Annotated in this window: 16 protein-coding genes; 13 read left to right on the forward strand and 3 right to left on the reverse strand. The window is 41.9% G+C overall.

The window, feature by feature from the left end:
* Nucleotides 1-290: 290 nt before the first annotated feature.
* Nucleotides 291-4,292, reverse strand: a complete 4,002-nt coding sequence (locus MR041_RS01805) for a hybrid sensor histidine kinase/response regulator transcription factor (protein WP_242091870.1) — start codon at nt 4,290-4,292, stop codon at nt 291-293.
* A gap of 309 nt (nt 4,293-4,601) precedes the next feature.
* Here MR041_RS01805 and MR041_RS01810 point away from each other — a divergent pair, with 309 nt between their 5' ends.
* The 12 genes from MR041_RS01810 to MR041_RS01865 all read left to right on the forward strand — a co-directional run bounded on the left by MR041_RS01810 (nt 4,602) and on the right by MR041_RS01865 (nt 19,422).
* On the forward strand, nt 4,602-5,999 hold the full coding sequence (locus tag MR041_RS01810) for a sulfatase-like hydrolase/transferase (protein WP_242091871.1): 1,398 nt from the start codon (nt 4,602-4,604) through the stop codon (nt 5,997-5,999).
* A gap of 19 nt (nt 6,000-6,018) precedes the next feature.
* Complete coding sequence (locus MR041_RS01815; RefSeq protein WP_242091872.1) at nt 6,019-7,587, forward strand: sulfatase family protein; 1,569 nt, start codon at nt 6,019-6,021, stop codon at nt 7,585-7,587.
* Nucleotides 7,588-7,688: 101 nt separating this feature from the next.
* On the forward strand, nt 7,689-10,865 hold the full coding sequence (gene lacZ, locus MR041_RS01820) for a beta-galactosidase, LacZ type (protein WP_242091873.1): 3,177 nt from the start codon (nt 7,689-7,691) through the stop codon (nt 10,863-10,865).
* A gap of 199 nt (nt 10,866-11,064) precedes the next feature.
* On the forward strand, nt 11,065-12,993 hold the full coding sequence (gene acs / locus MR041_RS01825) for an acetate--CoA ligase (RefSeq protein WP_242091874.1): 1,929 nt from the start codon (nt 11,065-11,067) through the stop codon (nt 12,991-12,993).
* 175 nt (nt 12,994-13,168) lie between these two features.
* A complete protein-coding gene (locus MR041_RS01830; RefSeq protein ID WP_242091875.1) occupies nt 13,169-13,504 on the forward strand; it encodes an arsenosugar biosynthesis-associated peroxidase-like protein in 336 nt (111 codons plus the stop codon).
* 115 nt (nt 13,505-13,619) lie between these two features.
* Entirely contained in the window at nt 13,620-14,675 is a 1,056-nt protein-coding gene (gene arsS, locus MR041_RS01835; RefSeq protein ID WP_242091876.1) for an arsenosugar biosynthesis radical SAM (seleno)protein ArsS, read from the forward strand.
* A 10-nt stretch (nt 14,676-14,685) separates the two neighbouring features.
* Complete coding sequence (locus MR041_RS01840; RefSeq protein WP_242091877.1) at nt 14,686-15,243, forward strand: rhodanese-like domain-containing protein; 558 nt, start codon at nt 14,686-14,688, stop codon at nt 15,241-15,243.
* The gene (locus MR041_RS01845) at nt 15,221-15,862 is read left to right on the forward strand and encodes a TIGR04282 family arsenosugar biosynthesis glycosyltransferase (RefSeq protein ID WP_242091878.1); all 642 of its coding nucleotides are present in this window, start codon (nt 15,221-15,223) and stop codon (nt 15,860-15,862) included. Before MR041_RS01840 ends, MR041_RS01845 begins: the two co-directional genes overlap by 23 nt.
* Entirely contained in the window at nt 15,859-16,671 is an 813-nt protein-coding gene (locus tag MR041_RS01850; protein WP_242091879.1) for a purine-nucleoside phosphorylase, read from the forward strand. Before MR041_RS01845 ends, MR041_RS01850 begins: the two co-directional genes overlap by 4 nt.
* An 87-nt stretch (nt 16,672-16,758) precedes the next feature.
* Nucleotides 16,759-17,727: an arsenosugar biosynthesis arsenite methyltransferase ArsM gene (arsM, locus tag MR041_RS01855; RefSeq protein ID WP_242091880.1), complete on the forward strand. Its 969-nt coding sequence runs from the start codon at nt 16,759-16,761 to the stop codon at nt 17,725-17,727.
* A gap of 82 nt (nt 17,728-17,809) precedes the next feature.
* The gene (locus MR041_RS01860) at nt 17,810-18,688 is read left to right on the forward strand and encodes a DUF547 domain-containing protein (protein ID WP_242091881.1); all 879 of its coding nucleotides are present in this window, start codon (nt 17,810-17,812) and stop codon (nt 18,686-18,688) included.
* Between the two features lie 32 nt (nt 18,689-18,720).
* Entirely contained in the window at nt 18,721-19,422 is a 702-nt protein-coding gene (locus MR041_RS01865) for a TIGR04283 family arsenosugar biosynthesis glycosyltransferase (RefSeq protein WP_242091882.1), read from the forward strand.
* Between the two features lie 10 nt (nt 19,423-19,432).
* Here the strand turns inward: MR041_RS01865 and MR041_RS01870 are convergent, their stop codons facing one another.
* Nucleotides 19,433-20,161 (reverse strand): metallophosphoesterase family protein, encoded by a 729-nt coding sequence (locus tag MR041_RS01870; RefSeq protein ID WP_242092487.1) that lies wholly within the window; start codon nt 20,159-20,161, stop codon nt 19,433-19,435.
* A 9-nt stretch (nt 20,162-20,170) separates the two neighbouring features.
* The gene (locus MR041_RS01875) at nt 20,171-21,178 is read right to left on the reverse strand and encodes a glycoside hydrolase family 113 (RefSeq protein WP_242091883.1); all 1,008 of its coding nucleotides are present in this window, start codon (nt 21,176-21,178) and stop codon (nt 20,171-20,173) included.
* 135 nt (nt 21,179-21,313) lie between these two features.
* Here MR041_RS01875 and MR041_RS01880 point away from each other — a divergent pair, with 135 nt between their 5' ends.
* Nucleotides 21,314-22,633, forward strand: coding sequence for an NAD(P)/FAD-dependent oxidoreductase (locus MR041_RS01880; protein ID WP_242091884.1), 1,320 nt, complete (start codon nt 21,314-21,316; stop codon nt 22,631-22,633).
* The last annotated feature ends 1 nt before the right edge of the window (nt 22,634 follow it).

Here is a 22,634-nt window from a genome sequence, read left to right on the forward strand (position 1 = left end):
ATGCGCCTGGTTTTGGCTGGAATGGAGAAGCAGGTTTATAGAGAGTTCTCGATACGATCCCTCCCAAACTGACAAACAATCCTATAAATTTAATAAGGACCGATATGTCACTTCGAGTGAATTTGTGAAGCAAAGCGGAACAAATTATTATCGAGAAGCATCCCAAACCAAAAGTTCTCGATACGACCCCTCCCGAATCCTCGGGATCGGGGTCACTCGAACTGACAGTGCTTTCAATAATTTAAAACAGTAACGCATTTGTCACTCGAAGTGACAAAAAATCACCAAGCCTATGACTTACTTATCAAAGCCTTATATTTAGAAGGCACACAGTTGAATTGTTTTTTAAAGGAGTTTTTGAAGTACTTATAGTCATTAAATCCAACCTCGTAGGCGATTTGATTCAGGTTCAAATCTGAGGACAATATGAGCTGGGCCGATTTCTTTAAACGTATGGAGCGTATGAAGGCCGTTAACGATAATCCGGTTAATGACTTTATCTTCCTGTATAAGGTGGATTGACTCATGCACAGTTCGTCAACCATCTGATCGATACCAAACCTGGGATTATCCAAATTATTTTCAACCAGTAGAATAGCCTGATGAATAAAGGTGTTCTCAGTATCCGCGTCGTGTTCTATTGATGCCGCTGTTGGCTCGAAGCGCACCTTATTCAGAAAATGAGCCCTAATTTTTTCCCGGTTTTCCAACAGACTCTCAATTCGGGCCCTGATGACCTTTGCATTAAAAGGTTTGCTGACATAATCATCGGCTCCGGTTTTGAGTCCTTCAATTTCAAATACCGTCGAAGTCCTTGCGGTCAATAAAATAATTGGAATATGTGAGGTCGTTAACTGGGATTTTAATTCTTTGCACAGGGTAATACCATCCTTTCCGGGCATCATAATATCACTAACAATCAAATCCGGGATATCACTGGAGGCCTTCTGATAGCCCAGATCACCATTATCCGCCTGGATGATATTATAATCGTCCGATAAAATGTCCTTTAAATAGGCCAGGATCTCTACATTGTCATCAATAACAAGAATGGTGTGTTCCTTGGCTTCCAGGCTCAAATTTTCCACTTTCTCAGGCAATTCAATGGTGTTATACCCATTCATGTTGTCCGAGGTCATAAAATGCTCATTGAAAAATCCCCTGTAAAGTTTTGGATCCATTGCTAACTTGATGATAAATGTCGATCCCTCGCCCGGTTTACTCTCAACTGAGATACTGCCATGATGCAACTCAATAATTTTTTTTGAAAATGACAAACCGATACCGCTGCCTACCATCCTGGCGGAGTTGGCCGATTTTATCTGAAAGAACCGATCGAATATCTTTTCCATATCCTCAGCACGTATCCCAATACCCGTATCCATTATGGCAATAACACAAAACTCAGCATCCTTATCGATCTCCATGACTATGGCATCTCCGGATTCTGTATACTTTATGGCGTTCGACAATATATTGCACAGGACGATTTCCATCTTGTTCCTGTCAAATGGAAACAGGATGTCATCATGGTAAGACTTAAAATCATAGGCAACACCTTTGGCCTTGGCAGCTTCCTTAAAATATAAGAAGACCTCCCTGGAAAATCGAACAAAATTGCCCTGGGACACACTAAGTTTAAGCAAGCCATGGTCCGCTTTTCGGAAGTCTAAAAGTTGATTGATAAGGTTGAGCAGCCTGTTCGTGTTCTTATCGATATAATGCAAATTCTTGTTGACCTTGGCCGGAAGGTTCTGGATGTCCAACAATTCTTTAATCGGACCTACTATCAAGGACAGCGGACTCCTGAATTCATGGGAAATATTGGTAAAAAAGTTCAGTTTGGCTTCGGTAAGTTCCATTTCCTTCTCCCGATCTATCCTGACAATTTCCAACTTGTTCTGGAGTCGTAATTTGTAGTTATTCGATTGCACCAAATAGACGATAATTGCCACTAATACAACCACATAAAAAATTAAAGCCCAGGCACTTAACCATGGTGATCCCGATAAGGTGATCGTTAAGGCCTTAGGTTCACTCCAGTGCTGGTTATCTCTTGATGCTATGACCTTTAGGGTGTAGGTCCCGGGCGACAAGGCTGCGAAATTAATTTCATTTCTGTTTTGAAGTTCGATCCATTCGTCCTGATGGCCTTCTAAAATATATTTATACTTCACATTGAGTTTCCCGAGAAAATCGTTTGAAACGAACTGGGTTGAAAAGAAATCTTCCCTGTGGGTTAATTTTATACTGCTGGCATAATTGAAATTTTCATCGAGGATGGGATTACCCGTCTTGTACTGAATGACCTCATTATTTACTCTTAGCGTTGTGAATATAATTTCGGGAACCGTATTAAAATCCTTTATATCACCGGGATTAAAAAACGTAATGTTATCAATGCCACCGAAATAAATCTCCTCATTCTTATAGTTAAAAAAGCTTTTGTTATTGAAGGAGGTCGACCGCACCCCGTTGATATCGCCATAGCTAATGATGATCTTCTCGTAAGGATTATATCGCACAATCTCGGTGTGCGTACTTAACCATAGATTCGATTTTTCATCGAAGGTCAGGGAACAGATAAAATCACTGTTCAAACCGTCATTTTGCGTTATAATGTCCTCTATTATAAGTTGGTTGCCGTTATAGTTTAATTTAATTAAACCATTTGGAGTGGCAAGCCATATATTACTCCCTTTTATCTCTGTGGCATTTATAATGACACTGGGTAATTTGCCCTCCAATATCCTGGACTGGTGGATGAATGTTTTACTGTCTCTGTCGTACAAATGCAAGCCGTTATAGGAACTCACCCAAATATTGCCAAAATCATCCTTCTTTATGGAGGTAATCCTGTTGCTTTCAATTTTATTGGCATTCTCCAGTTGTTCCGAGTAGATGGTATAACGGTCTTCATCATCCAATTGGTTTAAATTCACAACAGCCAGCCCCAATTGCTGAGATCCGATATAAAGCGTACTGTTTTCAATCAAAAAAGAAGTGACCTTATTCAATCTGCCCTTGGAGTTGTAGATAAGGATGTCATTATCCAGATCGTATATGTGGAAACCATCTGCTGTGCCGATATACAACTTTCTTTGGTGCTCATATAAGACGTTCACCTTAACAATACCGATCCCCTCAATTAAAGTCAAGTCGGAAAAATGCTTCCCGTGATATAAACCATAAAAGGTTCCCACAAAAAGGGAGGCTTCATTCTTATAAATACTGGTACAATTTAAATTGCTCTTTAAATTTTTATCCGTAATAAGCTGATCTGCATTTTCAAATCCATTTCCTTCCAATAATTTCACAACCCCGCCATTGGCAGTTGCCAGCCAAGTCACGTTATTTCTGTCGTGATGAATGCTTAAAATGGTATTGTAATTGGCACTTATCTTATCTGAACTGCTTGAAATCAAATCAATCTTGCTGAAGGCTGTCATCGTTTCATTGCTCCTGTAGACGCCTCTTCCCCAGGTTCCGATCCATAATCTATCGTACTTGTCCAGGGATAATTTCCTTGAAAAATTGCTGGGAACATGAGTCTCTAAAGTATCTATGGATGTTGTACTGCAGTCATAGCTGTAAAGTTTGGTATCATCTCCGGCCACGGCAATCCAAATCCTATTGCGACTTTCATCTGAAAGGACATCCGTAACCTGCTTTCTCAGATTATGGGATACAATGGTTTTCTTCTTCCAGTCGAACATGTGAACCCTGTTTCCGCTACAAAACCACATGTTATCATGAAAATCACGTTCTATGCTGTACACCGCCTGATAAAACTGATATTGGTTCACCAGAACATCATTTTTAAAATCGATAACAAAAACGCCGTTCTGCCAGGTACCGACCCAAATGTGACCGTCCTGATCCTGGGAGATCGCTGTTATTCTCAAATCACCCTCATTGTCAAGGTCGATTAAATGGTTGTAATTCTTTATGGCATTATTCTTTATGTCGAAATAAGACAATCCGCCACTTTTGGTACCGATCCATAAATTGGATGCCTCATCCATAAAAAGCACTTCAATATTTTCATTCAACAGGGCATCATATGTGTCACTCGGTTTTATATATTCGTAATCATAACCATTGAATTTGGTAATGCCATTTTCGGTTCCTATCCACTTCATATTTAAATCATCGCTCACAATGCTGGGCACATAATTGTGCGATAGACCCTGCTTGGTTGTTATAAAATCAATGACGTAGTTCGTCCTATTATCCTGCGATAACATGGACAGAGAAAACAAAACAAAGCACAGGATGAATATGCGATTCATGTGATACATTCTATTGTCAAAACGTTTATAATTCTATGGTAGCATGAAGCACCCCTCCGAGGGTAATCATGTAATAAATGTAATGAGATAATTTAAAATAACAGATTTAATTCATAAAATTAAGATACTTGACTGCCAATTCATCATCATGAATTGCTCTGCTCTATGATCTTGAAAATTTAATTTTTTTCAAATGACCGTTTTGTTACCCTAAATTGAGCCCATATTACCCTCGATTTAACGCCTTAAACCATATCTTTGATGCAGATACCCTTTTTAAAAGGTATGCCATTGTCTAGTTTATTAAAGATGAAAAACATATTCGCTCTGCTTTTATTAATAGGATGGGCAACACTGACATCCGAGGCTCAGAATTCGCCTAACGTGATCATAATTCTTGTTGATGACTTAGGTTATGAAGATGTCGGATTTAACGGATGCCTGGACATCCCGACACCGAACATAGATACGATTGCCGCCGAAGGTGTAACATTCACCAATGCCTATGTCAGTTACGCCGTGTGTGGGCCAAGTCGCGCAGGTTTAATTACAGGGCGTTACCAGGACCGTTTCGGATTTGGAAGAAATCCTTTGTTCGCTCCAAACGATGCGAACATGGGTTTACCGCTTTCTGAAGAGACCTTAGCTGAGGCCTTAAAAAAAGCCAATTACAAGTCCGTAGCTCTTGGAAAATGGCATTTGGGTGCCCATGAATCCCTAAGACCACTGAAAAGAGGCTTCGATGACTTTTATGGCTTCTTAACCGGAGGACATTACTATTTTCCGGAATACTGGACCTTACAGGACGAATACGAAGTGAAAAGCCAGTTTGATGCCTATAAGACCAAATTACTTCGAAATGACACGCGTATAGAGGAAGACGCGTATTTAACGGATGCGCTATCCAGGGAAGCCGTTTCCTATATTAAAAAATACAAAGACCGGCCTTTCTTCATGTATCTGGCCTATAATGCACCTCATGGCCCATTGCAGGCCACGGACCACTATTTAAAGCGGTTTGACCATATTAAGAATAAAAAAAGAAAGACCTATGCCGCCATGGTTAGCGCTGTGGATGATGGTGTTGGGGAAATTCTGAACACCTTGGACGCCCTGGGAATTGCAGACAACACCATGATCTACTTTCTATCGGACAACGGTGGTCCTGAAAAAAAGAATGCCTCTGATAATGGTCCGCTTAGAGGAGGCAAAGGAGAGGTTTTCGAAGGCGGTATCCGCGTACCTTTTGCCATGCGCTGGCCGAATAAAATAAACGGGGGGCTGGTCTATGAGGCACCGATCATTTCACTGGACATCTTTGCCACAGCTATCGCACAATCAGCAACTCCGATACAGACTAAAAATAACATTGACGGGGTTGATTTAATCCCTTATTTAACCGGAAATGATAAAGGTGTGCCGCATGGTTTCTTATTCTGGAGGAAATTTGACGCCAACGAGCACGCCATCAGGCAGAGCGATGGGGCGAAAATGGTTTCCTTAAATGATAAAAGCATGCTCTTTGACCTAACCACCGACCTGTCTGAGGCCCATGCTGAAATCGATCCTCATGGTCCGGATTCGGAAACTATTGAAGCAGAGTACAGCTCTTGGGACAACAGCATGATGGATCCTGTTTTCATGGGGCTCCAGGAAGACAAGGCTTACAGCGCGATGCATCCGGATCGATTTGAAAGAAAGAAATAGTAAACTACATTGTGAAAACATGGAATTTAAAACCTTAATTTATCCGCTCATTGCCATTCTTTTATTGAGCCACTCGTGCAAAGAGCATAAATCTGAAACGGATACCGGGGTATCCGATCAAACCGGAATCGAAAAACCAAATATCATTTTTATCTATGCCGACGATCTGGGTTATGGCGATGTCAGTGCCTATGGGGCTACCGAAATCAATACCCCAAACATGGATCGCCTCGCTCAAAACGGTGTTCGCTTTACCAATGGATACGCCTCCTCTGCAACATGTACTCCCAGCAGATATGCCTTGCTGACCGGCACCTATCCCTGGCGGAATAAAGATGCTAAAATATTACCCGGTACAGCACCCTTGCTTATCGATACGACTCAAATGACCATTCCAAAAATGTTAAAGACAAAAGGCTATCATACGGGTATTGTTGGCAAATGGCATTTGGGATTGGGGGACGGTCAGGTAGACTGGAATGCACATATCTCACCGGGCCCGAATGAAGTGGGGTTTGATTACAGCTATATTATGGCAGCGACTCAGGACAGGGTCCCTACGGTATATATCAAAAATGGAAAAGTCGATCATTTAGATCCTGAGGATCCTATTGCAGTGAACTACCGTACGAATTTCGAAGGCGAACCCACAGGAAAGGACAATCCGGAATTATTGAAAATGAAATGGCATCACGGCCATAATAATTCCATTGTTAACGGGATCCCCAGAATCGGCTTTATGAAAGGCGGTGCATCGGCCAAATGGGTGGACGAGGATATGGCGGATACATTTTTAAAGGAAGCTCAAGACTATATAAGGCGTCAAAAAAACAATCCCTTTTTCCTGTATTATGCCTTGCAGCAACCGCATGTGCCAAGAACCCCTCACGAACGCTTCGTAGGGGCTTCCGGTATGGGGCCTCGCGGCGATGTGATTGTTGAGGCCGATTGGTGTATCGGCGAACTGTTAAAAACGCTGGAAGAAGAACAATTATTAGAAAACACCCTTATTGTTTTTTCAAGTGATAATGGCCCGGTTTTAAATGATGGCTATTATGATGATGCCGTTGAAAAGTTGGGCGACCATGAGCCGGCAGGCCCGCTGCGCGGTGGTAAATACAGTCTGTTCGAGGCGGGAACGCGCGTTCCGTTTGTGACGTATTGGAAAGGCACCATAGCACCCAGGGTATCCGACGCCCTGGTATGCCAGCTTGATCTTATGACATCTTTGGCCTCATTGGTTGACAGTGAACTGGAAGGCCCTGACAGTAAAAATCTAATCGAGACCTTACTCGGTAAAAGCGATACAGGCAGAAGCCACCTGATCATTGAAGCTACCACAAGAACAGCTCTAAGAAAAGGCGACTGGGTGCTGATCCCGCCTTATAAAGGAAGTCCGCTTAACCAGCAGGTGAATATTGAAACAGGTAATTCCAAGGATTTTCAATTATACAATCTAAAAGACGATCTCGGTCAGGAAACGAATCTTGCCGATTCTAACCCCGAGAAGTTGGCCGAACTTCTTGAGGTTTTCAAGACGGAACGTGGAGCAGGTTATAACGAAACGGAAGCCTTAGAATTAAAATAAATTAATCTATAAATGATACGATCTAAACATGAGGATTTTATGAGGCATTCTCATCAGTTTAGGCTTAAATTTTAACCCACTAACCTAACGAGAACATTTTGATGAAACCGAAGCTCTTTTTTTATAGTGTAATGGCACTGGTTCTTTTTACCTGTGCAGATAAACGCGTGGAAAAGCCGATTTACCTCGCCGAAAAATGGGACAACCCCGAATGGGAAAATCCTGAGGTCTTTCAAATTAACAGAGAAGATCCTACGGCTAGCTTTTATAAATACCCCAGCATAGAATTGGCACTAAAAAATGAAGGTTGGCAAAATTCGGCCTTCTATAAATCCTTAAACGGCACGTGGTCCTTTTACTATGCCGATAGTGTTCAAGCCAGGCCGGCTGACTTTTTTAAAAAGGACTTCAATATCCAGGGGTGGGACACAATTTCTGTGCCTTCCAATTGGGAAATCAAAGGTTTTGGTATACCTGTATATACCAACGTTGTATATATGTTTCCCCCCAATCCGCCTTATATACCTCATAACATTAACAATAATGGTAGTTATAAGCGCAACTTCAACATTCCGGAAGACTGGACAGGAAAAGACATCTATTTACATTTTGCCGGTGTAAGTGGTGCCATGTATGTTTGGTTAAATGGTGAATTTGTAGGTTACAACGAAGGAAGCAAAACCGCAGCAGAATTTAATATCACCAAATTCGTGAAACCGGGAACAAACGCCATTGCCGTACAGGTGATGCGATGGTCGGACGCCAGCTATATGGAAGACCAGGACTTTTGGCGCCTGTCGGGTATTGAACGTGATGTTTATGTGTACGCCACCGATAAAATCACACTGCGTGATCTTAAGGTGGTCGCCGATTTAGAAAATGACTATAAGGATGGTCTGTTTAACTTAAATCTGGAACTGCATAACAACAGTAATGATGCTGTTGAAAAACCAATTGAAGTCAAACTGTTGGACGGCGACACTGTCGTGTACCAAGAAGAACAAACTATTGCGCTGGGTATTGGTGAGAATCAATTGGAATTCAGCAAAACCATACCGAATGTCAGATCCTGGAATGCGGAACATCCGAATTTGTATACGCTGTTAATACATTTTAACAATGAAGCCACAGCCATTAAAGTAGGCTTTCGAAATATAAAAATTGAAAACAGCCAGTTTTTGGTCAATGGGAAACCCGTACTGCTAAAAGGTGTTAACCTTCACGACCACAGCGACACCGAGGGGCATTATGTGACTGAAGATTTAACCCTGACAGACCTGAAAGTGATGAAACAAAATAATGTGAATGCCATTCGCTGCAGTCATTATCCGAAGAATCCCTTTTTTTACAGGATGTGCGATACCTATGGCTTTTATGTTATAGACGAGGCCAATATCGAATTACACGGCATGGGTGCAACCAACCAGGGTTTGGATACCAATTTGGAAAGACAATCCATACACCCGGCGTATTTGAAGCAATGGCATGGTGCCTTTATCGATAGAACCTCCAGAATGTTCGAACGCGATAAGAACCATCCGTCCATTGTCACCTGGTCTTTGGGAAATGAAGCAGGAAACGGAGCGAATTTTTATGCCACCTACAATTGGTTAAAAGAACACGATAAGACCAGACCAACGCAATATGAAGGGGCCTTGAATTACGAAAACACAGACATTCAGCCACCAATGTACTGGACCATCGAACAGATGAAGAATTATGTTGAAAACGATGGGTCAAGACCGTTGATACAGTGTGAGTATGCCCATGCCATGGGTAACAGCGTAGGCAATCTTCAGGACTATTGGGATGTCATAGAATCGTATCCTACGATGCAAGGCGGATTTATATGGGACTGGGTCGATCAGGGCATTTTATCAGAGACCGCTTCCGGTGAATCCTTTTGGGCTTATGGGGGTGACCTGGGAGGGTTCCATTTACAGAACGACAAAAACTTTTGTCTGAATGGCATCGTCAATCCCGACAGATCGCCTCACCCGGCACTTCACGAGGTAAAAAAGGTCTATCAGTACATCAAATTTGAACCTGCTGACCTGGAACATAAAGAAGTACGTATTGTAAATAAATATGATTTTACGAACTTAAATAGGTTTGATTTCAAATGGACCCTACTGGAGAATGGTCAGGAAATTGCATCAGGACATTTACCTGAACTGAACGTCGCTCCATATGATTCGGAAACGGTAAAAATTAAATTACCGGAAATGTCAAAGACCTCCTCGGAATACCATTTAAATCTATATGCCCTGAATACCATAGAAACTGATGTGTTACCCCTCAATCACATTGTGGCTTATGAACAGATGCCATTGAAGGAAGTAAAGAAAGTGACCGACTTTCAACATAAGGGTAATGTATCTATAGCCACCAATGATTCCATTGCAACCATATCCAATGCGCATTTTGAAATCAAATTCAACCTCAACACTGGACGCCTAATGACCCTGGACTATGGTGACGGCAACCTCTTAATTCATGGCTTAAGCCCAAACTTCTGGAGAGCTTCCACCGATAACGATTTTGGAGCTAAATCTCCCCAAAAATTAGCGGTGTGGAACGACGCCACAAAAGATCAGGCTTTAGCCGAAGTTACTTTTTTAAGTGGAGGTGAACACATGGATCTGAATACAAACGGATCGGTAAATGACTTCACTATTAAAACGGTATATGATATACCTGCAGTTGAAGGCCAGATTACAATCCACTACAGTATCAATGAACTTGGATACATACGGGTCACCAACCAATTAAGTCAGATTAAAAGCAGCCTGCCCCATTTACCTCGATTTGGAAATAACCTCATCCTCAAAAAGGATTATGATCAGGTGAACTGGTTCGGCAGAGGACCGCATGAGAACTACGCCGACCGAAAGACCTCTGCCCTTGTCGGAAGGTATAAGGCATCTGTGAGCGATTTATATTTTCCTTACATCCGTCCTCAGGAAAACGGGTATAAGACCGATGTGCGATGGGTGAGTTTTACGAATTCTAAAGGGAAGGGATTAAAAGTTCATGGCATGCAACTACTGAATTTTAGTGCACACCACCAGTACAATGTCGATTTCGATGCGGGCAAAACAAAACAGCAGCGACATACCACGGATATTAAACAGAGAGACCTGGTCAATATTAATATCGATTATGGTCAAACCGGTGTTGGCGGGGACAACAGCTGGAGCGAAAGGGCGTGGGCCCATAAACAGTATCGCATTCAACCGGAGGATTTAAACTATTCGTATATCATAAGCCCTCTGTAGTTGGCATATCAACCTTGTTTTTATCATGCCCTGATCGGGTATTTCCGTCATTGAAGGGTTTTTTAAAAAATGACAACCTCATGGTGGTATCAGCGTGTTCGTTATGCTACTTATACCTCGTATAGCCCTTTTGTTTGATAAAAATTTAGTAAAATTGTATCTTTCTTTAACTAAATTAAATCAGACAAATCCATAACTAATGAGTAATTACCACATCAAGCATTTAGAGGAATACTATCAAGTGTACAGAAAATCGGTCCGAGAGCCTGAAAATTTTTGGGAAGAGGTCGCTGAAGAACATTTTATGTGGCATAAAAAATGGGACAAGGTGCTTGAATGGGATTTTTCAAAACCGGAAATTAAATGGTTTCAGGGCGCACAATTAAACATTACAGAGAATTGCATAGACCGACATCTTGCAACGAGAGGTCATAAAACAGCCATCTTATTTGAACCGAATGATCCGAACGAAACTGCTGAACACATTACTTACCAGCAATTAAGTGAGCGTGTTAATAGGTTTGCCAATGTTTTAAAGGATCAGGGGATTAGCAGGGGCGATCGGGTCTGCATTTATTTACCCATGATCCCTGAACTTGCGATTTCGGTTCTGGCCTGTGCCCGAATAGGAGCGATTCATTCAGTAGTATTTGCAGGGTTTTCTTCTACCGCGCTTTCGACCCGAATAAACGATTGCTATTGCAAAATGGTGATTACCAGCGATGGCTCTTACCGGGGGTCTAAAACGATAGATCTTAAAGGTATTGTTGATGAGGCATTGGAAAGCTGTCCCAATGTGGAATCGGTACTGGTGGCTAAACGCATACACAGCGACATACCAATGAAAGCGGGCAGGGATCACTGGCTGCAACCGCTGCTGGACCAGGCCTCATCCGTTTGTAAGGCCGAAGTTATGAATGCTGAAGACCCCTTGTTCATTCTATACACCTCAGGCTCTACCGGAAAACCGAAAGGTATGGTACACACCACTGCCGGTTATATGGTTTATGCAGCGTATACCTTTAAAAATGTATTTCAATACAGAGAAAATGATGTGTATTGGTGTACAGCCGATATAGGCTGGATTACGGGACACAGCTACATTGTCTATGGCCCCCTGGCCAATGGGGCGACCACCATTATGTTTGAAGGCGTGCCGAGTTACCCGGATTTTGGACGTTTCTGGGACATTGTGGAAAAGCATAAAGTCAACCAGTTCTACACAGCGCCCACGGCAATACGAGCCCTCGCAAAACAAGGTGTCGAACTGGTAGAAAAATACGATCTGACTTCTCTAAAAGTTTTAGGTTCTGTTGGGGAACCCATAAACGAGGAGGCATGGCACTGGTATAACGACAATATCGGTAAAAAGCAAAGTCCGATTGTCGACACCTGGTGGCAAACCGAAACCGGAGGCATTATGATTAGTCCGATTCCCTTTGTTACGCCGACAAAACCAACCTATGCCACACTGCCTTTTATCGGTATTCAACCTGCACTGATGGATGAAAACGGACAGGAGCTCAAGGGCAATCAAGTGAGTGGCCGACTCTGTATTAAATATCCCTGGCCCAGCATGGCGCGGACCATTTGGGGAAATCACCAACGCTATAAGGACACCTACTTCTCGGCTTTTGACAACAAGTATTTTACGGGAGACGGTGCGCTGAGAGACGAAGTGGGATATTACAGGATTACAGGTCGTGTGGATGATGTTATTATCGTTTCAGGGCATAATTTGGGTACAGCCCCGATTGAGGATGCCATCAATGAACATCCTGCAGTGGCTGAATCGGCCATTGTCGGTTTCCCTCATGAGGTCAAAGGGAATGCCTTATATGGCTATGTTATTTTGAAGGATGTGGGTGAATCCCGGGATCAGAACAATCTGAGAAAAGAGATCAATCAAATTATAACCGAACATATTGGCCCGATTGCAAAATTGGATAAGATTCAGTTTACAGAGGGATTACCAAAAACACGTTCGGGTAAAATTATGAGACGTATATTGCGTAAGATTGCCCATAACGATACAGAACATCTTGGTGATACCAGTACCTTGCTTAATCCTGAAGTCGTTCAGAGTATCATTGAAGGTGCAAAACATATGAAGAACACAAACTGGTAAGACATCAAATGATTATTCCTAAAACAGACCCTGTTCACTAATTAAGGATGGGGTTATTTTTTATAATACCCACAAGGTGACATTTATCCTGTCCTTTGATCAGATGACATGTTAGGAATCCATTTTTTTTCGACTACAAACATTTAGATTTATATCTTTAGAGAAAATATTTTTTATGCAGAAAACCTATTATGATCCGGCAGATTTAAAAAAATTTGGAAACATAAGCGATTGGAACCGGGAATTAGGCGATAAATTTTTTGATTACTACAGTAAAGTATTCGAGGAAGGATCGCTAACAGCTCGTGAAAAATCCTTGATTGCGCTAGCCGTTGCGCATACCATTCAATGTCCATATTGCATCGACGCCTATACTGGCGACGGCTTACAACGCGGTATTACAAAGGAGGAAATGATGGAAGCCTTGCATGTAGCGGGAGCCATTCGCGGTGGTGCTTCCCTGGTTCATGGTGTTCAGATGATGAATAAAGTGAATAAATTAGATATGTAAAACGGTGCTGGGACAAGCCTTTTGAAAGCATCCTCCCAAAACCTATGGCATAGTCAAATGCATTCATGAGCGGATATAACATCTTCCAGATCTTTTAAATCTATAATCAATACGAATGGCTCTAAAGTCTCTACATAAACGACAAAGTGATTTAGCAAATAGTGAACGGCAGTTAGAAATCCTGTCAAATGGTATTTTCCGGAACGGGGACCTGCCTACCTTTAAGGAAAAAATTTCTGAAACCGGTCAATTTCCGCTTAAAACAAGGAAATTAGAAATACTGCAGATCAATTTGGGTTATATGTGCAATCAGGTGTGTTCCCATTGCCATGTGGATGCCGGTCCTGACCGGAAGGAAATTATGACCCGGGAAACCATGGGCTATTGTCTCGATGTTATTAAACAGACCGGTGCACATACGCTGGACCTCACCGGTGGTGCTCCGGAAATGAACCCTCATTTTCGCTGGTTTGTAGAAGAGGCTTCAAAAGCTGGAATTAAAGACTTTATTGTCCGTTCGAATTTAACGATTATTGAAGCCAATAATGGGTATCGTGATCTCCCTGAGTTTTTTAAAATGCATCAGATTCATGTCGTGAGTTCCATGCCGCACTGGACCCGCGGTAAAACGGACAAACAACGTGGTGATGGCGTATTTGACAAATCAATTCTCGCTCTGAAAAGATTGAACGCTATTGGATACGGCATACCGGATAGCCCATTAAGGCTCGACTTGGTGTACAACCCATCAGGCGCTTTCCTGCCGGCCAATCAGACTGCCATGGAAAACGATTTCAAAAATGCCCTCTTAAAGGATTTTGGTATACATTTTCATAATTTATATGCCATAACCAACTTACCTATCAGTCGGTTCTTGGATTATCTCATTGCCTCAGAAAATTATGAAGATTACATGTACCAACTGGTTGAATCCTTCAATCCCAATGCGGTTCAAAACGTCATGTGTACGAATACGCTTTCTGTGAGTTGGGATGGCTATTTATTTGATTGTGACTTTAATCAGATGTTGGAACTTCCTGTAAATAGCAAGGTAAAACATATTTCGGAATACAACGAAGCCTTGCTTGAAGGCAGATCTATTGTTATTTCTCAACATTGTTATGGATGCACGGCGGGAGCCGGCAGTAGCTGTCAGGGTACGGTAGCATGATCTTTTTAATATGACAAAACACCTCACAAACAGCTCCTTTAAGTTCAGGTCGTTTCAAGTCCTTGGTCCCCTGCTAAAGAACGCGATGCTGTTGCTTTTTCTACTTGTATTTTATACCCTTAATGCCCAGGAAACACTGTCCCAACTATTAAAAAAGAATAACACACACAGCATTCCGTATATTTCAGTTCAAGAATTGGCCATGCCTAAAACTGAAGCGATTGTTCTTGATGCGAGAGAAAAAAAAGAATTTGACATCAGTCATATCCGAAATGCCATTCATGTGGGCTATGATTTTTTTAATCTCGATACCGTAGCGCTTAGAATACCAGATAAAAAATCCATTATTGTTGTATATTGCTCCATTGGTATCCGGTCTGAGGATATCGGGGAAAAGCTTAAAAAAGCCGGATATGAAAATGTCCGGAATCTCTATGGCGGTATTTTTGAATGGAAAAACAGGGATTTTCCCATATATAATCGCGATCAGATAGAAACCGATAGCGTTCATGTTTTTTCTGAGGCATGGCGTAAATGGCTTACAAATGGCATTACGATTTATGACTAAGGATTTACTTATCATATTTGTTAAAAATTTGGTCCTTGGAAAGGTTAAAACCAGATTGGCGCATGCCCTCGGTAAACAGGCAGCTTTCGAGATATACAGGGCGCTTCTGGATCTGACCCGGAGGGCAACCCTAGACGTAAAAGCAGATGTGCGCATTTTCTATTCGGACGCTATTGTTGAGGATGGCTGGACTACTGCCTCAAAACACATTCAAAAGGGGAACACTATTGGGGAACGTATGATGAATGCCTTTAAAGAGGGGTTTGAAACAGGCTATGAGCAGATCATTTTGATCGGCTCCGATTTACCGGATATGAATTTAAACCTGATAGAAGAAGGATTTAAATCATTAAGTAAAGCGGACTGCATTTTTGGGCCTTCTGCTGATGGGGGGTATTACTTGGTAGGATTAAATAGATTACACAAATTTATTTTTGAGGACAAACCTTGGAGTCAACCGCAATTATTGGAAGAAACACTGAGGGAGTTGCGTTCAAAAAACCTGAAATTCAAAACCTTAATGACACTGAATGATATTGATACTGTCGAAGACTTGAAAACATCGAACTTCTTTAAATCGAATTTTAAATTACAAGCAAAACTAAAAGCGATGTCATGATTAAATATATTGAAGAAACGGTAGACTATTTAAAAGGGAGAGGCTTTGATGCTCCTGAGATTGGAATTATCCTGGGTACAGGTCTTGGCCAGCTTCTCGATGACATTACCATTTTGCAGGAAGTCAGCTATAATCATATTCCAAATTTCCCAACGGCAACAGTCGAATTTCACAAGGGCAAATTAATTTATGGCAGGTTAGAAGGTAAAAAGGTAGTGGTCATGCAAGGACGATTTCATCTGTACGAGGGGTATACCTTACAAGACATTACCTTTCCTGTTCGAATTATGGAAAAATTGGGTATAAAAACACTCTTGGTATCCAACGCTGCGGGCGCTATAAATTTAAATTTTAAAAAGGGGGATCTCATGCTTATTAAAGATCACATTAACCTTCAGGGCAGTTCTCCACTTGCATTTAAGGGTGTCGCAAAACTTGGAGAACGGTTTACAGATATGAGCTCGCCCTATGATGTCAAGGTTAATACTGCTTTAAAGACCATTGCAAATACCCATGGGATAACTTTACATGAAGGGGTTTACGCAAGTGTAGTGGGCCCGCAATTGGAGACCAGGGCAGAATACAGAATGCTTAAGATTATTGGAGCCGATGCCGTTGGAATGAGTACCGTTCCCGAAGTCATCGTTGCCAACCATTTAAACCTGAAGGTAGCCGCAGTATCGGTATTAACGGATGAATGCGATCCGGATAATCTGGAGCCCATTAGCATACCGGATATACTCGATGCCGCAGCCAGGGCAGAACCGCATATGGTGGTGCTATTCAAAGAACTAATTAAAACCTTATAAAGATCAGGTCACAATTACAGTCCCTCAGCTTAGAGTAACACCAATTGGCATAACGGTACTGAATTTTGAAATTTAAAAACAGAACACATGAGTTACCTGGAAACCACAAAAAATGTTTATAAAGCAGCCGCATTGACGCCTGATGTGGGTTTATGTTGCACGACGAATCCGGTTTGGGAATTACCCGGCTTAAAAATTCCCAACATCATGCAAGAGATGAACTATGGCTGTGGAAGTACAGTTCATGCCCGTGATCTCATGCATAACCCTAAAATTTTGTACGTCGGTGTTGGCGGTGGTATGGAATTGCTTCAGTTTGCCTATTTCTCACGACAAAAACAAGGGGTTATCGGAGTTGACGCTGTTGATGAAATGCTGGACGCCTGCCGTAGAAACTGTGTTGAAGCTGAGGCGATGAACGATTGGTTTAAATCTGAATTTATCGATCTTCGTAAAGGCGATGCATTAAACCTTCCGATTGCGAATAATAGTATAGACGTGGCAGCTCAAAATTGCCTGTTTAATATTTTCAAGGAGGATGATCTCAAACAGGCTATTCACGAAATGTATCGTGTCCTGAAGCCGCATGGTCGTCTGGTAATGAGTGATCCCATCTGCGAACAACCTATGAACGCCGTTTTGCGCGACGACGAACGCCTTCGTGCCCTCTGTTTAAGTGGCAGTCTGCCTCTCGACAACTATGTAAAGATGCTCACAGATGTCGGATTTGGAACCATAGAAATTCGAGCGAGAAAACCGTACAGAATACTTGATTCCAAACATTACCCGACTGATGAACTGATCTATATAGAATCGATTGAAGTTGCCGCAATTAAAGATCCGATGCCGGACGACGGGCCATGTGTTTTTACGGGAAGAACAGCGATATATTTTGGTAGTGATGCCTTTTTTGATGATGGGAAAGGCCATGTTCTGCTCAAAAACCAACCTGTGGCTGTTTGCGACAAAACCGCCCGGGCACTTTCGGATCTGAACCGGGATAATATTTTTATCAGTAATGCCACCTATCATTACGATGGTGGGGGTTGTTGTTAAACGAAACGCCTGCGGCAGAGATATAAAAATAAGTGTTTGGCAAATTCATCAGTGGGCAAAATTTTTAAAAGGTTGACCTGTCATGTTCGATTTTAAGTTATGTTTTATTTCCGTATTACTTTTCACCAGCACGCCTGCCAAAAGCAGTGCCGATATGGACTTGCACATTCTGGAAATTCCGCATGAGGACCCTGAAACCTGCTCTATAAACCTGCTGACTTTACCTACTATCCACGTTGAAAATCGCGCTAAGAATAAGGTGAGGCCATTACCTCCTCATATGGTTTTAAAGCATCGTGACATTGAACAAACATCTGGTCCTGTAGACCATTCGATTTGGGACGGTCTTCTGAAAGCGCATGTTACCGCAAATGGAAATGTGGACTATAAAGGGTTTAAAAATAATTGGAAAACGCTGTTGGACTATATAAGCTATTTAGGTGATAACCCTCCGAAGGCGAATTGGACTCAGGAGGAACAACTTGCTTATTGGATAAATGCCTATAACGCCCTGACCATCGATCTGGTGCTCCGACATTACCCTTTGGGAAGCATAAAGGACATTGAAGATCCGTGGAAACAAAGGCTCTGGAAACTGGGAGGGAAATGGTATCATTTGAATGAGATCGAACATCAGATCTTACGTAAAATGCATGAACCCCGTATCCATTTTGCCATTGTCTGCGCCTCACAATCCTGTCCGAAATTACAAAATGAAGCCTATACCGCATCACATTTAGAGCATCAGTTGCGCGCTGCCACTGAGGCATTCTTAAACGATCCTGAAAAAAATTCGATTGCCTTTCAAAACCTGGAACTGTCGCAATTATTTAAGTGGTTTGCCAGGGACTTCAAAAAAAATGGTACGCTGATCGATTTTTTAAATCAATATACCGATGTGACTATTTCAGAAAACGCCAGGATACGATACAAAGCATACGATTGGGCATTAAATGAATGAGCGCATATGCAGTTTTAATTCTTTAACTATTTATGATCAGCATAATAATTCCCGTATTAAATGAAGCCAGCTTTATCGGTAGGTTGCTAACTTATCTCACCGAAAACTTTTCAGTGGATTACATTTCGGAAATCATTGTGGTTGACGGGGGCAGTACAGATGCCACGCCGGCCATTGTTAAAAATTTTGATCCTATAAATAAGCACCGCATAACACTCGCGAAAACGGATACAGGACGAGCGAAGCAAATGAATTTCGGAGCCAAAAAGGCTTCGGGAACCATATTGTATTTCTTACATGTGGATTCCTTACCTCCCATCGGTTTTGATGCCTTAATTGTGAACGAAGTAAAGAAGTCGAATGAAGCAGGTTGTTTTAGAATTCAGTTCGACAGCAGCCATTGGTGGCTCCAGCTTGCAGGCTGGTTTACCCAATTTAACTGGCGCTTATGCAGGGGAGGTGACCAGAGTCTGTTTATTACGAGAACCCTTTTCAATAAACTAGGCGGGTATGATGAGGATTACCTGATTTATGAGGATCAAATCTTGATTCATGCATTGTATTCCAGAAAACAATTTGTAGTGATCGACAAGAAATTGCAGACCTCGGCCCGAATGTACAGAAAACACGGTATCTTCAAATTACAATACTTTTATTGGCGCATTTATTTAAAACGATGGTTAGGTGCCGATGCCGATGCCCTATACAAGTACTATAAAAAATGGGTCGCCTGAAGTGTCAACACTACCTGTTCCTCCCCTTTTCATCGGGGTACAATTCGGTTAAAGGATCACTCTGATACACCACCTTGGTCACCACATCAACGGCAGATAACTTACCTGTGAAAGCGGCTCCTGTATCAATATTCCAAACGTTTATGGCCTGCATGGGTTTGGATTCACCGTAATTAATGGTCGGTGTGTGGCCGATAAAAATTTCATTGTAATGTTTAAGGCGATTAGGATATATTCTGGAGTCCCTTTCAATAGCCTTATCCATGGTCAAAGCCATTTCCCATAGGGTCCTGTCGAAATACAGGACTTGCTCAAACACTTCCTTTTCTGCACCGTGCATCGAGGTAAATCCGGCATGTAAAAATAATCGATTCGACGCATCAATATAATAGAGCTTCATCTGTTCAAAGAATTTCAGATGTGCTTTCTTATGCGTGTCATTATACTCCTCATAACTCGCTATGGTTTCCTTACCACCATGCATGTACCAAACCGGATTCACGGTGCCATCTTTAAGCCATTCCTCACACCATACATCATGATTGCCTTTTATAAAAATGCAATCGATGTTTTGAGACAATTCCATTAAAAATTGTATCACCTGGGCCGATTCACTCCACCCATCAACATAATCTCCTATAAAAATGAGTCGATCATCATCTTTCAACTCCAGTTGGTTCAAAACCTGAATTAGGGCCTTTAAGCCGCCATGAATATCTCCAATAGCAAAAGTGCGCATCAATACGTATTATTTAAGTCCATAATGCCTTTTTATCAATTGTTCCGCAGGTTTGTTTTGAGGGGTAAACATACTGTTTGTTCTACCACCGCTGTCATCATGGTTTGTGAACCATTTCCAAACGAATCCTCCTGCAAACCAGGGCTCATCCCAAAAGGCCTCATACAGTGCCGATGTGGTATTTACCTGAGCAGCGAGATTTACCTGATTAAAACTTCTATCACTCTTCCAAGGCGCCATTCCCGTATAATCAACACTTCTATATCCGTACTCAGTAAATAAAATAGGTTTATTGTACTGACTTGAAATGCCTTCCACACCCGGCTTGTGCCTGCCCCAACCTTGAAGTGCTTCCTCGGTTGTTGGCGTTTTGCGGTCACTGACCGGAAAATAAGCGTCAATCCCAATAAAATCCAACGCAGACCAAAAAGGAGTTTGTTCAAACTCATTCCAGTTGGCCGCGTAAGTTAACGCACCATCGTAGATAGATCTAATCTTTTGGATCAGTGAAAACCAATAGTCTGGTCTGTGGTTGACGAAAGTTTCCAATTCGGTCCCAATGCAAAAAATAGGGACATCCAGATCCTGTGCTAAGGCGGCATAATCCAATATATAGTTCGTGTATGTCGTCTCCAATAACTGCCAATCCTTCTCATCCTGCATTTTTATTTCACCTGTAAACTTACCGCGCCACACCCATATCTGCGGTTTGAGCATGACCTTAATGCCATGTTTTTTAAGTTCTCTAATATATTGACTTACCCCGGATTTTGTCTCTCCAAACCATTGGTTTCCGGAATCATATTGTATCTCAGGATGGTTTAAGTCCTTTAGGAATCCAAAGGGCATAATGGCCGCATAATTGGCATGAATGGCCAATACGGGTTTAACATGATTTTCATCAATAGCATGTTTCGAGGCTACGAAACTAATCCCGTTGATTTTAGAAAATTGAGGTGCACAGGATGACATTGACACAAAAAGAAGAATAAGACAGCCCGTTATTGCTTTAGTCATTTAAAGTCGTTTTGAAATAGCGCAAATACAATCTTTCAACGCATCGTATAAAATTAAGAAAATGGATGTTACGCATCCATTATCGGTTACGTTTTTTATTATTAACTTGGACCTCATCAATTACAGCTTAACGGCATGGAGGACATTGTAATTATTGGAAATGGTATTTCAGGGGTAACCGCTGCCCGTCACATTAGAAAGATATGTAATCAGTTTCCCAATATCCCGAATAAAACGATTACGATTATCTCTTCTGAAACAGATTATTTTTTTTCCCGTACAGCCCTCATGTATGTCTACATGGGCCATATGACCTTCGAGCAAACGCAACCTTACGAAAAATGGTTCTGGGAAAAGAATAATATCGGTCTTAAAAAAGGCCGTGTAACACATATAGAAACCGATCGCAAAACCCTGATATTAGATGATGGTAGTGAGATGCCTTTCGACAAATTGATTATCGCCACCGGGAGTAAGCCCAATAGGTTTGGGTGGCCGGGACAAGATTTAAAAGGAGTGATGGGCCTGTACCATAAACAGGATCTGGATAACCTTGAATCGTACGCCCCTAATAACCGGGTGTGTAAAAGAGCGGTTGTGGTTGGCGGTGGACTAATTGGTATTGAACTTGCCGAAATGTTGAATTCAAGACATATTCCGGTGACCTTTCTGGTTCGGGAAGACAGCTTTTGGAACGCCGTGCTGCCGGATGGCGAAAGTGCCATGATTAACCGTCATATCAGGAACCATCATATTGATTTGCGTTTGGGTTCTAATCTAAAGGAAATCAAAGCCGATGAAAACGGGAAGGTACGGTCGGTGATCATTGCCGAGACCGGTGAGGAAATCGCCTGTGATGTTGTGGGACTAACAGCGGGTGTATCTCCTAATATTGATTTTATAAGAAGCTCGGCTATTGAAACCAACAGGGGTGTAAAAGTGAATCGGTTTCTCGAGACCAATATCCAGGACATTTATGCCATTGGCGATTGCGCTGAGCAACATGAAGCCATTGGAAACCGAAAGCCGGTTGAAGCGGTCTGGTATACGGGAAGAATGATGGGCGAAACCGTGGCTCAAACCATCTGTGGTAACCGTATGGCCTATGATCCAGGGCATTGGTTCAACTCTGCAAAATTTTTCGATATTGAATATCAAACCTATGGTTGGGTATTTGCAAAGCCCGGAACCCACGAGAAGCACTTTCACTGGAAGCACAGTGACGATACCAAGTGCATTACCGTTAGCTATAACAGCTTAACCCGTGAATTTTTAGGGATCAACACCTTTGGGATTCGCATGCGTCATGAGGTATTCAACAGATGGCTGAATGAAAAACGGGATGTGGACTATGTGATGACCCATTTATCTGAAGCTAATTTTGATTCGGAATTTTTTGCCCGTTATGAATTGGAAATTCTATCGGCTTTTAACAATCAATTACAATCTGTTTAGT

Source organism: Aestuariivivens sediminicola, assembly GCF_022662015.1.
Taxonomy (GTDB): domain Bacteria; phylum Bacteroidota; class Bacteroidia; order Flavobacteriales; family Flavobacteriaceae; genus Aestuariivivens; species Aestuariivivens sediminicola.